Consider the following 17,719-nt stretch of genomic DNA (forward strand, 5'->3'; position numbering starts at 1 on the left):
CAGATGCGACTGAACTCTCGTCGTGATCTTGCTCGCGTAGATGCTCAAAGAGTTGTTTTAGTACAGATGCCGTATGTTTTTGCTCAACACGTGAGAGCCTGACAGGCCAAACAGCAATCAAAGTAACCGGAGCGCTAAGACCTTTCTGACATCTATATGTTTTACCGCTCGTCACTCAGGCTCGTCGCCAAAGCCGGAAAGAAACGCGCCGTAATCGATGCTCGCCTCCAGCGTTGTCACTCTTGCTTCTGCGTGGCGCGGATCGAGAAAGATCATGCGTCCGGGCTTGGCGTTGATCTCGAGTAGCTTGGGGCAACCTGTTTTGTCGACGCCTATATCCAGTCCCAGTTCCCCGATTGGAGAGGTGTGATAGTCGTCCATACGATGGGCAATGGCGAAACCGCATTCCTCGACAGCCGCTTTTACCGCCTCGGCCTTCTTGCCAAACGCGTTGGTGAAGTAGTCATCCGGATCAATCACATCCGCACCCTGGCTGAAGTGGGAGGAGATACAACCGTGCGCGCAGACCCTTGGGCCGATCATCAAGCAGCGCCATGTGCCGCTGATGTCCTTTTGCATCTGAACGCGGCAATCGACAGACCGTCCATCGAACGAAGAAAAGTCGAGACTTTGCTGCACCAGATACTGGTCCAGTGACGTATGACTGAAGGCAAACTCAAACGCGTCTTCCAGCTGCATGAAATCCGCATGCGGGCAGGATAGATCGGTCAACCATTGCAAGCGGTAGCCTTTATCGCGCCTGGACAAGCGCATCAGCAGTTTGCCCCCTCGCCCGTCGACGGGTTTGAGATAAGCGGAGTGATGGCGGTCCAGAATCTTCTTTAAAAGCGGTGGTGTCGGTGCTCGGTGGGTTTCGGGCAGGTACTTGCGCAGCTTTTGCCCGTACATCAGGTGCTCATGCACCTCCCATTTATCAAAGAAGCCGGGATTGTATATATGAGAGCCCAGAGCACGCATCCGGTTCTTCACCGCTTCCACACGCAGTTTGTGCTCTTCGTCGCGGGTGTGAATGCGGTTGTAAATGGCGGTTGGCAGGGGCAGACCGGGTTGGCGGTGACCAGGCATGGTCTCCCCCGTGATTGTGTTTGTCGCCCAGTTGTAATCTTCAGGCGAAAACAGAAAGGCGATGTAGCCGCAGGTTTGCGCGTATGTCAGCATATCCTGCTGGTGGCGGCGCTCAGGATCAAACTTGCCCGCACCCATGATGCCAATAGTCGGGCCGATGTGGATGGTGTCCCCGTCCCGTTTTACGTGAAGGCCATCGATGAGCGCAAGGCCGAGTTCGTCAAACACATCTGCTGGCAGGCCAAGGGCTGACCTGCGCTCTGTGTTGATTGCCGTTTTGGCAGAAAAACGGTGACAAGCGCCTATTTTGAAGGACAGGTGTTCACCGGCCGTGGCGCCGATTTTTTGAAGGGCACCTTTGGAAAAGACCACTTCATTGTTTGAACTGGACACACGATAAAGATGAAGTTTGACAGCGGAAACCACAGGCCCCCCAAGATCAGCTGGAAATCAGGACAAAACAGGACGAAACCGGTTGGGCCGGACCATACAAGACAGATTCTCGCCAAAGCCTTGCGGAACTTGGGAAAGCTCTAATGGTTTAGGTTTTTGCGTGTACTTGGGGGCTTTACGACTCAGTGCGAATCTATGACTGATTCACGTGTACACTGCCGGTTGAGAGGAAGGTTCGAACTGTCAAATCGGTATTTCATCGATTTTTGCACATAAACCGTCATGTCCTGGTTTTTTTGTTGGCTTGGCGAAAGTGACGTTTCTTAATAAGATTGTTCTGTCTTATTATGGAAATGTTGCTGTAAAATCGGTGGTTTACGCAATATCTGGTAATTCTCCAGTTCCGCAGTACAAGGACAGCGGAAAGAACCTTAACGATCTCTTAATATTGGTTAATACTCGTTAACTATAAAGATATTGACGCGCGTTTTGAAACGGAGAAGGATGCGCTGTGACGGATTATTTTCGCTCTGAACTTCAAAACCGTCATAGAGGTTAAGAGGCAATATGCTGCTCGCTGCTGAACATGATGAAACTTCTGCTGAGAAGATTGCACGCCATTCTGACTTGTTGTCACGGCAACTGCAATCCTTAAGGGAGAAGATGTATCCGCCTGAAGCTATGAAGAAGCTGAAGACGTTTTCTTCGCGCGAGGTTGCAGGCCTGCTCGGCGTTGCCGAATCCAGTTTGCGCCAGCTTTCACTCAACGGCGAAGCAGTTATCCCCGAAAGGCTGGATAACGGCAGACGCATTTATACCCTTCCTCAGATCAACGAATTACGTCGTTATCTGGCTGAAAAACGCCCTGCAGATGCCCTGCGTCTGGACCCGCGCCGCCGTCATGGCGAGAAGATGCAGGTTCTGGCCGTCGCCAACTTCAAAGGCGGCTCTGCAAAGACCACCACAACCGTCCATTTAGCGCACTATCTTGCGCTTCAGGGCCTGCGTGTGCTCGCCATCGACCTTGATCCGCAGGCCTCCTTGTCTGCCATGTTCGGGTATCAGCCAGAGTTCGATGTTGACGAGAACCAGACGCTTTATGCTGCGATTCGTTATGACGACGAGGAGCGCGTTCCACTCAGCCATGTTATCCGCAAAACTTACTTTGATGGGCTCGATCTTGTCCCCGGTAACCTGGAACTGATGGAATATGAGCACGAAACCCCGCAGGCAATTGCTCAGGGGCTTTCGCGCGGCGATGGCATGTTCTTCCGCCGCATGGCGACCGTCCTGAAGGAGGTGGAAGATGATTATGATGTTGTGCTTATCGATGCGCCGCCACAGCTGGGGTATCTCACCCTTGGCGCGCTCTATGCAGCAACCGGAATTGTCATCACCGTGCATCCGGCCATGCTGGACGTGTCATCCATGAACCAGTTCCTCTCCATGACCTCAGAACTGCTGGCGGTGATTGAAGAGGCTGGCGGCACCCTGAGCCACGATTTCGTGCGTTACCTGCTAACACGCCATACACCTCATGATGTGCCGCAGGTGAACGTTGCAGCGCTTCTGCGAGGTCTTTTTGGTGAGGATGTGCTGGCGGCGTCCATTGTGGAGACCACAGCGATTGCCAATGCGGGACTGGAAAAAAAGAGCCTTTACGAGGTTGAGCGCGGAAACATGACCCGCGATACCCTCAATCGTGCTCTTGAATCGGTCGATGCAGCCAATACGGAAGTGTTCCAACTGATCAAACAGGTATGGGGTCGTCCATGAACAAGGCAACTGATCGTTCCAAGAAGATGCGTGCCATGTTTGGCGGTGTTGATCCGGCTGAGCTGGCGAAATCGCCCGGCCCTGCCCCGTCCATGACGGCGACAACGAAACAACGCGTTTCTCCGGGGGCGATCAAGTCTATGCGCAACACCTTCTCCAACGTGGAGAAGGAAAACGAAAAGCTGCGCCAGATGATCGAGGACGGCAGTGTCGCGCATGAGCTGAACACGGAAGACCTTGACCCATCCTTTGTGTCTGACCGTATGGTCGTGGCCAATGATGAGGATTTTGAGAAGCTCAAGGCCTCCATCTCTGCCAGCGGCCAGCAGGTGCCTATTCTGGTGCGCCCGCATCCGGACCTGCCGGATCGTTATCAGATCGCATTTGGTCACCGTCGTTGGCGCGCCTGTAAAGACCTTGGCATCTCGGTTCGCGGGATCATCAAAGAGCTTTCCGATGAAGCCCTTCTGATTGCTCAGGGTCAGGAAAACCATGAGCGGAAGAACCTGTCTTTCATCGAGACAGCGTTGTTTGCCTCTCGTCTGGCAAAGACATTCCCGCAGACGGTCATTTCCAAGGCGATTGGTAAGGACGCGACCACCGTATCCAAGCTGCTCAAGCTGATGAATGCGCTGCCAGAAGAATTTGTCCGCGAGATTGGCCCTGCGCCAAAGATCGGGCGTCCAAGATGGGAAGAGCTTGCTGGTCATTTCAATCACGGCCAGTTGCCTGATCCGTTCAAGGCCCGCGTTGATGCCGTGATGATCAGCGCCGATTTTGAGCTTTCTGCAAGTGACGAGCGCTTCAGCGCGATCCTGTCTGCCTGCAAGTCTGCCGAGACAACGGCAGCAATCACAACTGGTTCTATCGCCACAGCCGCTAAAAGCTGGATTGGCGACAAGCAGATCCTGATGAAGGATGGTCCGAATGCGCTGAGCTTTCAGGTGGATGCGAAAAAGCAGCCTGAACTTGCCGCGTTTTTGAAGCGCCGCCTGCCGGATCTGATGGATGAGTTTGAAGAAGAAATTCTGAAGGAGGATGCATGACGGTCTAGTTACGTCTCTTCCAAAGAAAAACGGTCCTGCTGACGGCAATCAACAAGACCGAAATTCCTTGGGTACAAACAAACGATAGCGCTCGATGTAACCCTTTTTTGCATCTTCAAATTACTTCGAGACGCGGTACGAATCAACCCTTCACCAAGGTGTTGAAGCGTCTTTCTGCATGCTAATCGCCAGTTTGTCCCGTTTATCCTCAGTTTGGGGAGGATGTTTTGTGTCCTGACCCATAAGAACACCTACTAGACTTAGTAGGTGAACGGTGTAGCTATGCAATCTGTTGGTTCAGTGGCGTCGTTCAGAAAACTGACGCCGGCAATGGTTGCCAGTCAAAAACTGGCGATGGCCAATGACATTGTGAAGACGACAAAATCAGAGGTCGCAATGGCTTTGAAGAAGGCCGCGCCTGCTTTGGGAATTGATGGGACCACCTATCATATTCTCGATATTCTGATTGGCCTGACGGCTGCAGAGGACTGGTCGCAGGACCGCCGTCCGCTTGTCGCAATTTCCAATGAAAAACTCGCTGAGTATGTCAGCCGCTCCTCTCGTACTGTCGTGCGCTCGTTACGCAGGCTAGTGGAAGCTGGTGTTCTTGCTTACAAAGATAGCCCAACGGGACGTCGTTATATCTACCGCGCGGGTGAAGATCGTCAGATTGAGCGTGGCTATGGGTTGGATTTCTCTCCGGCACGTCAACGTCTGACTGAACTAAAGCAGATTGGTACTGAGTTTGCAGCCCGTCTTGCCCAGGAAAAGGAAGCCAAGCGTACAATAAGCCGGCTTTCAAGAGCTATGGCAGACCTGTTCCGTCTTGCCAGCCTTGAGGAACTGGAAGTCTCAGAGATCGCATCCGCATTCAATGAGCTGATGGACCAGCCAATGGGTGTTGTTGACCGCTCTGAGGCATTGACCATGCTTCATGAGCTTTTAGTAGCTCGCTTTGATATGAGCGAAACACCAACAGAAAAGGGTGATGCTGATGTTGCTGAACATGATGTTTTTTTTGATAGAAACTCAGAAATGTCATGCGCAGAAGACAACGATGTCACCCCATATAATAATACAACCTCTCAAGACTCTTGGAAAAAAAGTAAGCAACAACGGAATGCGTCTAACGACGCATCCATAAATACAAGCAAATCAGGTTACACCCGATTTGAAATGGCTCCTGAAAAGGAACCAGAAAGCGAAATTCGTGCCACAAGCCAAAAGCTGAGCAAGGCTGAAAGTCTGAACTGGTCAGAACATGTTGATCCTCATCAAAGCGAACAGTTCTCCCCTCTCCTGTCTGAGGTTTCCCTTGGGTTGATCAGTTCAGCAACTGCAGAAACTCAAGCTGCAATTGGGCTCGATCTTTCCAGCTGGAGCAGTTTGATTGACGCGTCCGATGACATGCGTTTGCTGATTGGCCTCTCTCAAAAAGGCTGGTTTGATGCGAGAAAACGGGTTGGCGATTATACGGCTTCTGCGGTTTTGATCACCACGGTTGAGAAAGCCCTGCGCGATCCGGAAAGCATTGCACGACCGGCTGGATATTTCCGCGCTTGTGTTGACCGGGCAATTGATGGAAAGCTGGCCTTGCACCGCACGTTGTTTGGTCTGGCCGCCTCCGGGTCCTCTGCTGCAGATAACTAGCGCTGAGTTAGGTGGTTTGCCCTTAGCAATTAGAATTGGATGTAAAACTCATGGCTCATGGATCAGCTACAACGCAAATGCCTCTGATCACGTTGTTTCAGGAGGACGACAAACAGGAGCTGCGTGATTTTCTAGCGTCGGCCTGGACACAGGCCCATGAGGATGAGTTGGGCACTGAGCTGACCAAACAATTGGTTGCAAGGCTGGAAAGCGAAGATCTGGGCGGCGTTGTTCCTGGAGAATATGGGTATCTATACCTTGCCAAGAGCGAGCAGAAGATCGTCGGGTCTTTGGCCTGTGCCCTTCGCGGCGAAGTGGTCTTTATCTGGGCGTGTTATCTGGCCAGCGACTTTCAGCGCAAAGGGTTGGGCCGGGCACTGATGAAACAAGCTGTCTCCGAATTCCCCGAGGATAAAGTCGCCGGAATCTATGTGCTTGAAGGGAATGAGGAAGCCAAGCAGTTTTACCAAAAGCTCGGCTTCATTGATTGCGGCGAGGCCGAGTTTGAGGTCATCGCGGACATCTACACCCCTGCCCGCGTTATGCAAGTTCGCATCGCAAACCTGAACTTAGGTTGATCTAGAGCCCGACTGGTACTGCATAATTTCTGCATTCGGCGCTTTGCTCTATGCTGCTATTGATTAGCTTTGGTCAGGTGCTGAGGTAACATGAAAGCAGATGTCCTTAATAGACGCCCGAAAACCGTGCGCATTTGGGGGCAACTGGATCTATAAGAAACTATGCTTTTTGAACTTCCAGATAACAAAGTGCTTTATCAGGCGCTGATTGACCGAAATCCGGACTTTGATGGTCGGGCTTATGTTGGTGTGCGCTCAACCGGAGTGTTTTGTCGCCTCACCTGCCCCGCCCGCAAGCCAAAGTTTGAGAATTGTTGTTTCTTCGAGACCATTTCCGAATGCTTTGAAGCTGGGTTCCGCCCTTGCAAACGCTGCCATCCGGTGGGCACGTCTGCCGAGAACGATGAAGTCGTGACCCGGTTGCTGTGTGAGTTTGAAGCTAAACCGCATCATAAATGGTCCGAGTCCGATATTGCGAAACTTGGGTTAGATCCTTCCACCGTTCGCCGCGCCTTCAAACGCCAGTTCGGGATTACGTTTCTGGAAATGGCCCGTCTTTCTCGTTTGCGTGATGGATTTGAGACGCTTTCCGATGGCGGCAAGGTGGTTGAGGCGCAGTTGGCCTCAGGGTTTTCGTCTCCGGATGCTTTCCGGCAGGCATTTGCCCGTTTGCTGGGATGTAAACCGGCGGAACTGAAAGGCGATGGTCTCCTTAAGGCTGATTGGTTCGATACACCGCTTGGTACAATGATTGGCGTGAGTGATGATCGCGCACTACATCTGCTGGAGTTTGCGGACCGCAAAGCACTGCCTGCAGAACTTGCCCGTTTGCGTAAGCAAGTTAAGGGTGATCTGGGTCTTGGCCGGACTGCACCAACCGACCAGATCGCCTCAGAACTGCGAGAGTTCTTTGAGGGCAAACGACTGGATTTTGACGTGCCGCTGGTTATGCACGGAACCGAGTTTACAAAGGATGTCTGGCGCGAACTGCGCCGTATTCCGATCGGCGCAACCAAAAGCTATAGCCAGCTGGCCAAACAGATTGGGAAACCCAGTTCTACCCGCGCTGTTGCCCGTGCAAATGGAGCAAACCAGATTGCCATTGTCATTCCATGCCATCGTGTTGTTGGGATGGATGGTGGCCTTACCGGATATGGTGGCGGGCTTTGGCGCAAGCAGAAATTGATTGATGTTGAATTGAAAATAGCAAGATCGAAAGGCCTTATTGATGTCTCAGGCTGATAAAGCAAAACAGTTCGCCGCTCTGCATAAAAAAGGTGAGCCTATCGTCCTCTACAACATATGGGATGCGGGCACTGCTCAGGCCGCCACAAAGGCAGGTGCCAAGGCCGTTGCAACGGGAAGCGCATCAGTTGCTGCGGCGCATGGATATGTTGATGGCGAAGAAATTCCGCTTTCCCTGGTCGAAATTATAGCAAGCCGCATTGCGGAAAGCGTGGATGTCCCCTTCTCTCTCGATTTTGAAGGCGCCTATGCAGATAGCCCTGCGGATGTGAAGGAAAATGCAGCTCGGATCATCAAAACGGGTGCTGTTGGCGTCAATTTTGAGGATCAGAAGGTCCACGGCTCCGGCCTTTACTCGGTCGATGAGCAATGTGCGCGGATTGCAGCCTTTCGGGATGCCGCAGATGAAGCAGGCATTCCGTTTTTCATCAATGCGAGAACTGATCTGTTTTTGCAGGAACCAGATGCAAGCAAACATGCTGCCTTGGTTGAAGAAGTTGTGCTGCGTGGACAGCGCTATGCCGAAGCTGGCGCCAGCGGGTTCTTCATTCCGGCCTTAACGGATCCTGATCTGATCGCTCAGATTTGTGAGGCGGTGCCACTGCCTGTGAATGCTTACATGATGAAGGGCATGCCTGAAATCGCTAAGCTTGGAACGCTTGGCGTCTCGCGGGTGAGCTTTGGGCCGGGACCTTATCGGGAAGCAATGGTTGATCTGAAGCGGAAAGTTGAAACCATACTTGGTTGATATGAGAGGGGAGCATATGCTCCCCTTCCCTTTTTGTAGGCGCGCTGTCTTATTTGCCTTCTTTGAATTTCTTTCTCATTTTATCGCGCATTTCCTGCTGCATCGCGCTGAACTTTTCCATCTGCTCTGCGCTGAGAACCTGAGCCATCTGCTCATTCATCTTTTCTCTGGACGCTTGCATTGGACCACGAACTTCGCGCAGTTGTGAAAGGGTTGGCTTCTTGCCACGCTCAATGCCAGCATCTTTCAGGATCGCACGGCGCTCTTCCATGGATTGGTTCATGATTTGGCGGACTTTTTCTTTCTGCTCATCCGTCAGCTGCAGCTTTTCAGCCATCATTTCCAAACGTTGACCCTTGCCAGGATCCGCCTGGGCGATGAGAGCTGTTGCAAAGAGGAGAGACAGGGAGAGAGCGATTGCCTTGAACATGGGGGCTCCTTTTTTTTGTAAGTCGATGGCTCATGAAAACAGTGCGTGGACGCAGCGTTAAGTGCAAACCAAATAGTGTAAGAGAACGTCTTCGTTCCGATCCTTGTGACAGGTCGTTACACTTTCACTAACCCATTAAAATTATTGGGAAATATTCTATTCAGATTATCTCGCATTTTCATAAAGATATGCCCGCCTCGGTTAGGAGGCGGGCACCGTTGCCAGCATTGGGATTTAAGGCAACTTTAAAGGTGAAGCTTAGTCAAAAAGATCCTGACGAGCTTCGGTTCTGCGAATGACACGGCGCGCGGTTGCTCTGTCCTGACGGCGGTCCCATGCTTTGGGGGCGACAGCGACCGGGGCGGGAGTGACAACTGTTGTGGTTGGGGCTGGTACAACAACTGCAGCAGGCGCCGCATTCATTCGGCAGATCTGGAGTGGATTGCGTCCGGAGTCATAAATGGCAACGCATCCGGTTAATGAGTTTGTCTGAATAATAGTCTTGGTGCCGTTGCTGTCGTAAAAAGTCAAAGCATCGGCGAAAGCTGCGCCAGAAAGAGTAACGAGAGCGGCGCTTGCGATAGCAATTCTTTTCATTCTGATCTCCGGTGGTTCGGTCGTCCAACATGTCTGTTTGGGGTAAAGACACTGTTTGATTGCGTTGAAGGGACTATCGGGGATCAATTGAAAGAGAGCAATTTGAGTTTTGTAATCGGCTGTCGCTCATCTTGAACTCTGACAAACTCGGTTACAATTTGGACAGATAAGCGCCGTTGATGGATACATTTTGATGCACACCATCGCAGTTTTCTGCCGATTTTGGGGAAAAGTAACGCACAAGCAGGTGAGTTTGGCAGGGCGTGGATGACTTGGCAGCTGCCAACAATTGCTGCCAAGTCGGATTTTTAAGAGGCGGGCTGCACCAGTGAGACGTCGAGGATCTCTGTCCCTCCAATGAGGAACTCGCTCAGTGTTTCACGATGCTCAGGCGTCAGCTTTGCCCACTCATCCCGCAGGCGGTCGAGGCATTTCTTCTGGTATTTGAAGATGTCCTGCGTAAAGAAACCTTCTGGCAGATCTGCAGTGAAGGACGCCTCCCCTTTGTCGATGGCTTTGGAGTTCGCTAACAGGAATGGTAGATAAGTATCGCCTGCCATCTTAAGAAGCTCTTTGACTGCAGGAGTAAGTTCGGTGATCCAATCACCTTCAAAGCCGGAGGCGTCATCTATGTGGTCGAGCCAGCGGAAGACGAAAGGGAACTCCTTTTGCAACATGGCAGACGGGGTTGGGTCGTCTTTAAGTTGGTAGAGCTGCCCGAAGAGAGCCACATCTGCCAATGAGGCCATATCGCCAAACAGGAAATGCTGCTTGGACAAAACCGCTTGTTCTAAAATAGAGAGCATACGCTTGGTTGACGCTTCAATGATCGGCGCTGTTTCCGGTGTGCATCCAACCTTTGGCATGCGGCTGATCTGACGTGCGCCAAACTGCTGGCCCATTGCCTTGATGGTTTTTTCATCCAGACCAAGACAAGCGTCGTAAAGCAACCAGTTCGGCACGATCTTTCGGTCTTCCTCATAAAACCACCGATAATGGAACATGGCTTTCACAAGCCACTCGTCTGCCATGTCCTCAATCAGGTAACACGCGAACCGTATCAGTGGATCGTCGGGAACAAGCGACCTCCCCTCCCCTTTTGCCTCCAAGTCCAGAAGCAGCGGAGTGGAATCGTTCACCCACGTCTCATCGGGATACTTGACGACAGGGATGACTGGAATCTTCACATGTTTGGTTGGGCTGTTTGGCCCCATAGGTGCGCAGAGCTTCCATGCGTGTGGAATGCGTTTCGCTCGGAACGCTGCACGCACCTTCATTGAGTATGGTGAGCCCAACGCGCCATGTATTTCAAAATTCCCCATATTCCCCTCCCCTGACTTGGCAGGTTCCGATTTTCCTCAGGTCCGCTGCCAAACTTGGTGTTTACATGTCGTTCAAGATCGCTCCATCACCCTGCCACTGAATTTGCTCTCCCCTCTCCATTTGAACCATCATGTTCAAAATGGCGGCTGGGTTTTCCATTGGCAGGAAGTGAGTGTGATCGGGAACGTAAATGTCTTTTGCATTGGGCATGTTCTCTGCCAACAGCTCCCAGGTGGGCGATGGTGAGAAATCATGCAAGGGCTCATCTGGTTGCCGACGACGTGCGCGTACAATTGTCGTTGGTACAGTCACAGCATCCAGAAGTGGATAAATGTGGTCTCCGTAACAAGTGCGATAAACCTCGGCTTCAACATCTGGTGGACAAGCGAGTTGGTATCCTTCGCCCTGCTCTGAAGCGACTAATCCGTGATCGCAGTAATCCTGCAAAACTTCAGGCAGCCAGCTGTTGTATGGTTTGCGGGTTTTGAACCGCTCGTACATTTCGCTCACATCCGCCCACTGGTTTCGGCGTCGGGCAACGGGATGGTCCTGATCTGCGATTTGCTTGAAGAACGGAAGCAGCGGTTTAGGAAACACGACCGGATCCAACAGAAGAATGTTTTTGTAGAGTTCAGGAAACTTGGCAGCTGCCAAGATAGACAAATGACCTCCACAAGAATGGCCGACACCGAATACTTGATTGAGCCCGAGTTGCTCGACCACTGCGAATAGATCTTCTCCCAGATCAGTCCAGAGTTTCGGTAAGGCGGCGTTGTCGCTTTGGCCATGACTGCGCATATCCCATGCTATGACATGGCGACCGGGAAAATGCTTGATGATGTAATCCCAGACGCGACCATGAAATCCTGTGGCATGGAGAAGCAAGAATGTAGGGCCTTCGCCCGCCCATTCGTGAAGACAGATCTTATGATCTCCTGCATGGACGAACTTCTGAATGGGGGTATCTGAACGCATGGAATTTCCTCTGCAGCAATGTCAGAAGAAGTGTAGTCATACCGTATGGGAGAACAAGCTCTACCAAAGCAGAATAGTGATTTTATTTCAAAATTCTCGACTTGGCAGCTGCCAAATTTGGTTAGATTGCCTAGGACATCGGGAATGCATTTTCAATTGGTAGCTCGACCTCCGGCATATAGCCTTTTACGTCAACACTTAAGGTGGCACCAACTGCGTCCGCGTTTTGGAAGTCTAATGTGGTGACGGTTTCCCATGTCTGGTCATCATCGCGTGCGTCCAAGTCGACTTGCACTGCGTATTGTCCTGCTTGATTTTCTATTATGCGAATGAACTGGTCGGGAAAGTGATAATGTTGATCCCATGATTTATCACTATAATCTTCGAGCAATTTGGATAGATCTATAACGTCTCGGTCTCCGCCTGAAGAGCTGTTCAGTTGGAAGTCTGTGATGTGATCTGCTGCTCCATCGAGTTGCTCAAAGAAGAAGATGTCAGAGCCTTCACCACCTGTTAGTTCGTCTGATCCGGCTCCGGCAGTCAGGTGGTCGTTGCCTTCAAAACCATTGATCACATCATCTTCATCGGTGCTTTTCAGAGTGTCGTCGCCGGCTGTCCCGTCAATCTGGTTCCTCGCATCAGTGGACCCATCATCTGGATCGGGGTGAACTCGAATACTGGTAATGGACGGGTTGGAGTTCCCATCCTCGGAGTGAACAACGACTGAGAGGCTACGCGCCTGCAAGCTTTCAGATGTGGTTGTGAAGGTGATTGAGTTCAACAAATTCTGATAGGTCGAAGCATCAGCTACTCCAGAGAACGTGAGTGTCATAACTCCGCTGCCGTTGTCTTCCAGCTGGCTGGAGACGCCATTGACATCCAAGAAGTTGAGATGATCACCATCCTGCGCATTGAAGAGTTTGAGAGTCAGACCCGAAATTTCATCCTGAACTCCATCGATCTTGGCAGACTTGGCAATTGCCAAGTCGTCATCTCCAAGCTGAAAGGATGCCTCAAAGTGTTGCTGTTCCAGTGGCTCTGGCTGGACTATTGAAACCGTCAGCTCCTCAATTCTCAATGTGTCTGCGGCAGTGAGATCCGCTGGTGCAACCAAACGGATCGTTGTCGCAGATGAGATGTAATCGCTTAGATCAAGGTTGATCGTCTGAGACTGAGTGTGACTGATCAGACTGGAAATCTCGCCAATCTGGTGGACGGACCCATCAGCCAACAGGGCTTCAATGTAGAATGACTTCGCCGGACCGTTCGTTGCGAACTCTACTGTGTATGTGAGTTGGATCGCGGCACTTTGCGCGCCTGTCAGGTCAAACGTTTTGTTGATGCAGGCAAGATTGTCGTCTCCCTCTGAAGATGAACCGGAGCGATCTGAGAGAACAAGTTCGCCAGTATTGGCGTCTATGTAGATATCTGAGGAACCATCACTGGCGGCTTTGGCTTCACCATCATCTCCACTTTCTGCCCAAGGCGTGGATTGAATTTGCCCCATTAGCTCAGAAGAATACGAGGGTTCGTCGAAAGTCCAGCTGACTTGGTAACTGCCAGGTTCTCGGGTGTGAAGGAAAATGGTGGGCGGTGCAGCGGGCGGACTCGTGCCTTCAGTGACTTCAATGCGGAACTGTTGCGCAGCCTCCGCGCCAGAACTATCTTTCGCGACTACAGTGATCTCATAGATGTTGTCACCGTCCAGATCCATGGGGGCTTCGAAGGATACATCTTCTTTCCAGCTTACCTGGCCGGTTTCCTCGTCGATGTTGAAACGGGCCTTGTCAGACCCTTCGAGAAAAAAATGGAGAGGGTCTCCATCAGCATCTGAAGCATTTGCCGTGAACACAGTATCGGGACCATCATCCTCGACACTCATGTGAAGCGGCGTATCGTGGCCAACACCGGAAAAGATGGGTGCGTCGTTTTCCGGTGATAGCTCTATAGAGACGGTGACGGTATCACTGCGCTCTCCATCCGCATCCTCAATGTAGTAACTGAAGCTGTCCGAGCCATTGGCGTTGGGGTGACCCGTGTAATTAAACGTGTTGTCCGGGTTCTGAGCGAGGTGGCCCTTGGCAGGTGCCAAGACGATGTGAACAGTGAAGCCTTCACTGCTAAGAGTATCATTGCCTAACAGGTCCAACACAAGCGGTGTATCTTCCGTACCAGAAAACTGATCAGGGGACGCGGATGACTTTCCATCCGAGATGCTGAAGGTGAAGTCCAGAGGGATCGTGTCTCCGTCACCGTCAGAAGCCACTGCTGAAAACGACAGTGAAACCTCGCTTTCAGATGTGTGGTCAATCGGTGTGAAGAACTCGACCTCGTAGTTCCCTGATCCGGTTGGATCCAGTTTGATCGTGAAAACAAGCGTGCCATCCTGCGTCTTTGCGCTGAGTTGATTGCCCGTACCTTCAATGGAGTAATAGACCTGAGCGCCATTGACAGTGAAGGGAGCAAGACTGCCGCTCATGCTGGAAGAGAAGGTGAGCGTTGTTGCTGACTGTGTGTCGGCACCCCAGTGAACGTTCAGATCACCGCTTTGTACGATCAAGGCTTCATCGTTCATACGCGCTTCGAAGAGAGCATTTTCTGAAAGGCTAAGTGCTTCAGGCGCGGAACTGAGGACGGGCGTGCTATCTGCAATCGTGATTTGCAGCTGACCATTAACGCTGTCGCCATCTGTATCACTTGCAACATAATGCAGTTGAAACTGCTCAATGCCTTGAGCATGGTTCAACGGCGCATGCTGATTGACAGAATACGCGCCACTGCTGGAATTCAGCGTCGCGGTGAAAATTGCCGTCGTGTTTTGGAAAAGCGTCAGTTTCTCGCCAGTCAAGTCCCAGCTGAAGCTGGGAGGAAGCGCGGACTGAGTCCATGAAACCTGCCCTCCATCTACACCAGCTGAGATCGGGAGTACACCGGTTAACGTATGAGTATCCTCAGCTTGAGCATTTCCAGGCGCTGATAGGGCAAATGCGTCGTCGCTTAAACTGAGGTTGACCGTTGCTCCTACTTCTGGAGTGTCATCTTTAATTGACACCATGAAGTTGCCTGAAGCTGTGTCGCCGTCTCCATCCGTAATTACAAAGGGAAGGTTGATGGTCTGTTGGTCTACGCCGTGCTGGTGTTGCAATGGATTGTGTTGTTGAACCGAGTAAGCGCCATTGCTGCCGGTAAACTGAGCAGTGAGAATGACCGTATCGCCCTGCAAGACACTGAGCTGTTTCCCCTCGATAATGTAGATCAGACCATCGGGATCATCAGGTAATTGCCAGCGTATCGTGGCCGCATCTGCCCCTGCTGAATGAGGCAAGGACTGTGACGAATAGCTCAGCTCAGGTTCAGTGCTCAGCTGGCTTTCATCAAAATTGATCTGGTTGAGCGGAAATGCTTTTGGCGCATCATCCAGTGACGGAACCAGAAGCTTGCCTTCTGTCGTCTGACCTTGCGTATTTGTCGCGCTGAAACTGAGGTTAAAGACGGCCTCCGCAGCAGATCCATGATTGATCGCGCTGTGCTGGGTGACGTTGTAAGAGCCTGTTGTTGAATTGAGTGTGACTGACAAAACGACTTTGTTTCCCTGCATGATCAGGAGCGTTTGTCCTTCCTGATGAAAACTAAAGCCTTCAACCGGAGATGCTGCGTTCCAAGACAGAGCGACAGGACCTTGTTCAGCAGTGATCGGTAAGTCCCCAGAGGCTGAAGCTTGCCCCGGATTGCCATCTGAACCACCCGCGAGCCCTGCCTCTGAAACCGTTGCTGACAGGTTCCACTCTGTTGGCATCGGATCATCTTCAACACGTATGTCTAAATAAGAAACAAGTGTGTCGCGATCCGCATCCTTTGCAATGAACCTAAAGCTCACTAAGAGTTCTGCTGAACTACCCGGATGGTCCAAGGACGCAAATTGCTCATAGCTGTATGTGCCGTTTGGTGTACTCGGATCCAGCGTAACCTTGAAAACAAGCGTTCCGTCGCCTTTCAAACCTTTCAATATGTGTTGGCCTTGCGGGCCAAACTCAGATTGAAAAAGAACCCGCGCACCGCCACAGGTAATATCGAGCGGATCACCTGAGCGGCCGAGTGGGCGTCCGGCTGCATCAAGTGTAAAGAGCAGTGCGCGGGAGTTGGTTCCATCCACGCCGAAATCAAGAGCGAGACTATCGCTGACAGAAATACTGTTGGATGTGCGAAAGGATGCTTCCTGAACTGAATGGACAGGAAGATCACTTGCCCGGGTAACTGTGCTGTTTGGTTGAACGTATAGATCAGAGACAGATAACCGCGGAACGATAATGTTCTCTGATTGTGTATTAAGAGCGCTTACAAGTGGAGCAGCCTGATAGTTATCCTGCGTGTTTTCAGAAAGCTGATCAGACTGCGTAAGACTGTTCAGCTTTTCAAGCGCTGGTTCGTGGTGAACACTCTGCAAACTTGTTTTGGATATGGGCTGCCAATTGGTTTCTTCTGAGGACTTGTCAGCATCCTCCGTTTCTTTCTGGGCAGGGGAGGGGAGGTCAACTTGAAAGCTGCCAAGTCTTGGTGCCGTCTCGACTTCAACGGCCTTCAGAAACTGGCTCTGTGTTGTGAGCGGACCAGATGGCATCAAAATGAAGAATTCATTGGCAGGTCCACCAAAGAACTGTTCGATGACAACAATCTGCCCATTCCCATCCAAAATATGAAGCTCGTCTCCATCACGGATAAGTTTTGCTGTGCCGATGGTTTTGGAGAGGTCAACAAGCTGGCCTTGCTCCCGCACCATCAAGATTGGTGTACGGGAGGGCGCCAGCGGCTCGGCAAGCAGAATTGGTGGTGGTGCGGACTGAGAAGGCGCAGTCGCGGGCGTTGCGGTCAGGTTCGTCATGGCTGCGTCTCCTCTTTCTTCCGGTTTACTCTGTGCTTATTTGACGTGCTGGCGTGCCAGATACTTCCTGCGGGCGAGCTTCTTCTTTTCAAGCAGCCGGGGGAAAGCCCCAGATGCAACAGTATGTCTGATTGTTTGGTTCTCGCCTGAAAATGCAGGCGTACGAGGTCAGCTTCAGACACTGCCAGTTTCAGGTCTGCTTTTTGCAGATCATTGAGGGCACTCAGAAACTCCGCAAACAATGCCGGATCAACCAGATTGGCCGCGCGGGCCTGATGATAAGCACGTGCTCTCCGAGCCGCGTGAAATTGCAGCTGTTTGTGCTGGTCAACGGCGCGCTGAAAACGCTTCTCAGTTCTGCGATTATCTCTGGTGAGCGTGGACCCGCTGAAGAGAGAGGGACCGAGGGAAGATTGCAGATTTGATGCTCTCTCTCCAGTCAGCTCAACGTATTTTGTATGCGCAGAAGTAAGATATCTTTTCGCTGAAATATTCAATTTATTCAGTGTGTTAAGGGAGCTCTCGGATACTTTCCCAACAAGCTCGATAGCCTCAGGAACATGGACGCCTTCAGTATCTGTTAGCGTTGCGACAAATGCCTTCAACTCACTCTCAGATTTGCTGTAAATCTCAAGAGTTCGGGTGTTCAGGTGAAGTGTCAGATAGGCCTCAAGAACGCTCAGGCAAAGGTCATTCTTCTCTTGCTCTGATGCCTTGATCCAACTCCCACCAGTTTCAGCTGAGGTGAAGAGGAAGCTATCTTCTACTGCGTCGCGAAACGTGGTTGCGCCGCTGGATGTGACCATGAAGGACGCAACCATCATGCTGGCAAATTGGTAAAACCAACCTTGTTTGAAACACAAATTTTGCCACTGTTTCATGACGCCCCCTCAAGGCGCCCAATCCACCCTCCGGCAGCACCTCTCCTCTTAAGAATTCATTAACATTTGCATCTAGGGAACCTGAATTGGTTGAAAGTGACAATTCCAAAAT

13 protein-coding genes are annotated in these 17,719 nt (G+C 51.5%); 6 read left to right on the plus strand and 7 right to left on the minus strand.

Going from position 1 to position 17,719, the window contains the following annotated elements:
- Positions 1-171 precede the first annotated feature (171 nt).
- Positions 172-1,512 carry a YheC/YheD family endospore coat-associated protein gene (locus tag PsAD5_RS20675; RefSeq protein ID WP_063293477.1) on the minus strand — a complete coding sequence of 447 codons (1,341 nt, stop codon included), beginning with the start codon at positions 1,510-1,512 and terminating at the stop codon, positions 172-174.
- A 534-nt stretch (positions 1,513-2,046) separates the two neighbouring features.
- Here PsAD5_RS20675 and repA point away from each other — a divergent pair.
- The 6 genes from repA to PsAD5_RS20705 all read left to right on the plus strand — a co-directional run bounded on the left by repA (position 2,047) and on the right by PsAD5_RS20705 (position 8,522).
- Positions 2,047-3,255, plus strand: a complete 1,209-nt coding sequence (repA, locus tag PsAD5_RS20680; protein ID WP_057462928.1) for a plasmid partitioning protein RepA — start codon at positions 2,047-2,049, stop codon at positions 3,253-3,255.
- The gene (gene repB / locus PsAD5_RS20685; protein WP_063293478.1) at positions 3,252-4,301 is read left to right on the plus strand and encodes a plasmid partitioning protein RepB; all 1,050 of its coding nucleotides are present in this window, start codon (positions 3,252-3,254) and stop codon (positions 4,299-4,301) included. The genes repA and repB overlap by 4 nt, the downstream gene beginning before the upstream one ends.
- 282 nt (positions 4,302-4,583) lie before the next feature.
- Positions 4,584-5,951 (plus strand): plasmid replication protein RepC, encoded by a 1,368-nt coding sequence (gene repC, locus PsAD5_RS20690; protein ID WP_063293479.1) that lies wholly within the window; start codon positions 4,584-4,586, stop codon positions 5,949-5,951.
- A 50-nt stretch (positions 5,952-6,001) separates the two neighbouring features.
- Positions 6,002-6,529 (plus strand): GNAT family N-acetyltransferase, encoded by a 528-nt coding sequence (locus tag PsAD5_RS20695; protein WP_063293480.1) that lies wholly within the window; start codon positions 6,002-6,004, stop codon positions 6,527-6,529.
- 162 nt (positions 6,530-6,691) lie between these two features.
- Positions 6,692-7,771 carry a bifunctional transcriptional activator/DNA repair enzyme AdaA gene (locus tag PsAD5_RS20700; protein ID WP_063293481.1) on the plus strand — a complete coding sequence of 360 codons (1,080 nt, stop codon included), beginning with the start codon at positions 6,692-6,694 and terminating at the stop codon, positions 7,769-7,771.
- Positions 7,758-8,522, plus strand: a complete 765-nt coding sequence (locus PsAD5_RS20705; RefSeq protein WP_063293482.1) for an isocitrate lyase/PEP mutase family protein — start codon at positions 7,758-7,760, stop codon at positions 8,520-8,522. Before PsAD5_RS20700 ends, PsAD5_RS20705 begins: the two co-directional genes overlap by 14 nt.
- Positions 8,523-8,571: 49 nt before the next feature.
- On the opposite strand, the gene PsAD5_RS20710 is transcribed toward PsAD5_RS20705, so the two are convergent.
- The 6 genes from PsAD5_RS20710 to PsAD5_RS20735 all read right to left on the minus strand — a co-directional run bounded on the left by PsAD5_RS20710 (position 8,572) and on the right by PsAD5_RS20735 (position 17,607).
- Positions 8,572-8,952, minus strand: coding sequence for a hypothetical protein (locus tag PsAD5_RS20710; protein WP_063293483.1), 381 nt, complete (start codon positions 8,950-8,952; stop codon positions 8,572-8,574).
- A gap of 258 nt (positions 8,953-9,210) precedes the next feature.
- On the minus strand, positions 9,211-9,549 hold the full coding sequence (locus PsAD5_RS20715) for a hypothetical protein (RefSeq protein ID WP_057462935.1): 339 nt from the start codon (positions 9,547-9,549) through the stop codon (positions 9,211-9,213).
- 308 nt (positions 9,550-9,857) lie between these two features.
- Positions 9,858-10,871 (minus strand): glutathione S-transferase family protein, encoded by a 1,014-nt coding sequence (locus PsAD5_RS20720; RefSeq protein ID WP_063293484.1) that lies wholly within the window; start codon positions 10,869-10,871, stop codon positions 9,858-9,860.
- Between the two features lie 61 nt (positions 10,872-10,932).
- Positions 10,933-11,847 carry an alpha/beta fold hydrolase gene (locus PsAD5_RS20725; protein ID WP_063293485.1) on the minus strand — a complete coding sequence of 305 codons (915 nt, stop codon included), beginning with the start codon at positions 11,845-11,847 and terminating at the stop codon, positions 10,933-10,935.
- 130 nt (positions 11,848-11,977) lie between these two features.
- Complete coding sequence (locus PsAD5_RS20730) at positions 11,978-16,726, minus strand: DUF5801 repeats-in-toxin domain-containing protein (protein ID WP_063293486.1); 4,749 nt, start codon at positions 16,724-16,726, stop codon at positions 11,978-11,980.
- On the minus strand, positions 16,723-17,607 hold the full coding sequence (locus tag PsAD5_RS20735) for a hypothetical protein (protein WP_063293487.1): 885 nt from the start codon (positions 17,605-17,607) through the stop codon (positions 16,723-16,725). The genes PsAD5_RS20730 and PsAD5_RS20735 overlap by 4 nt, the downstream gene beginning before the upstream one ends.
- Positions 17,608-17,719: the final 112 nt, after the last annotated feature.

The sequence above is a fragment of the Pseudovibrio sp. Ad5 genome (assembly GCF_001623095.1).
Lineage (GTDB): Bacteria > Pseudomonadota > Alphaproteobacteria > Rhizobiales > Stappiaceae > Pseudovibrio.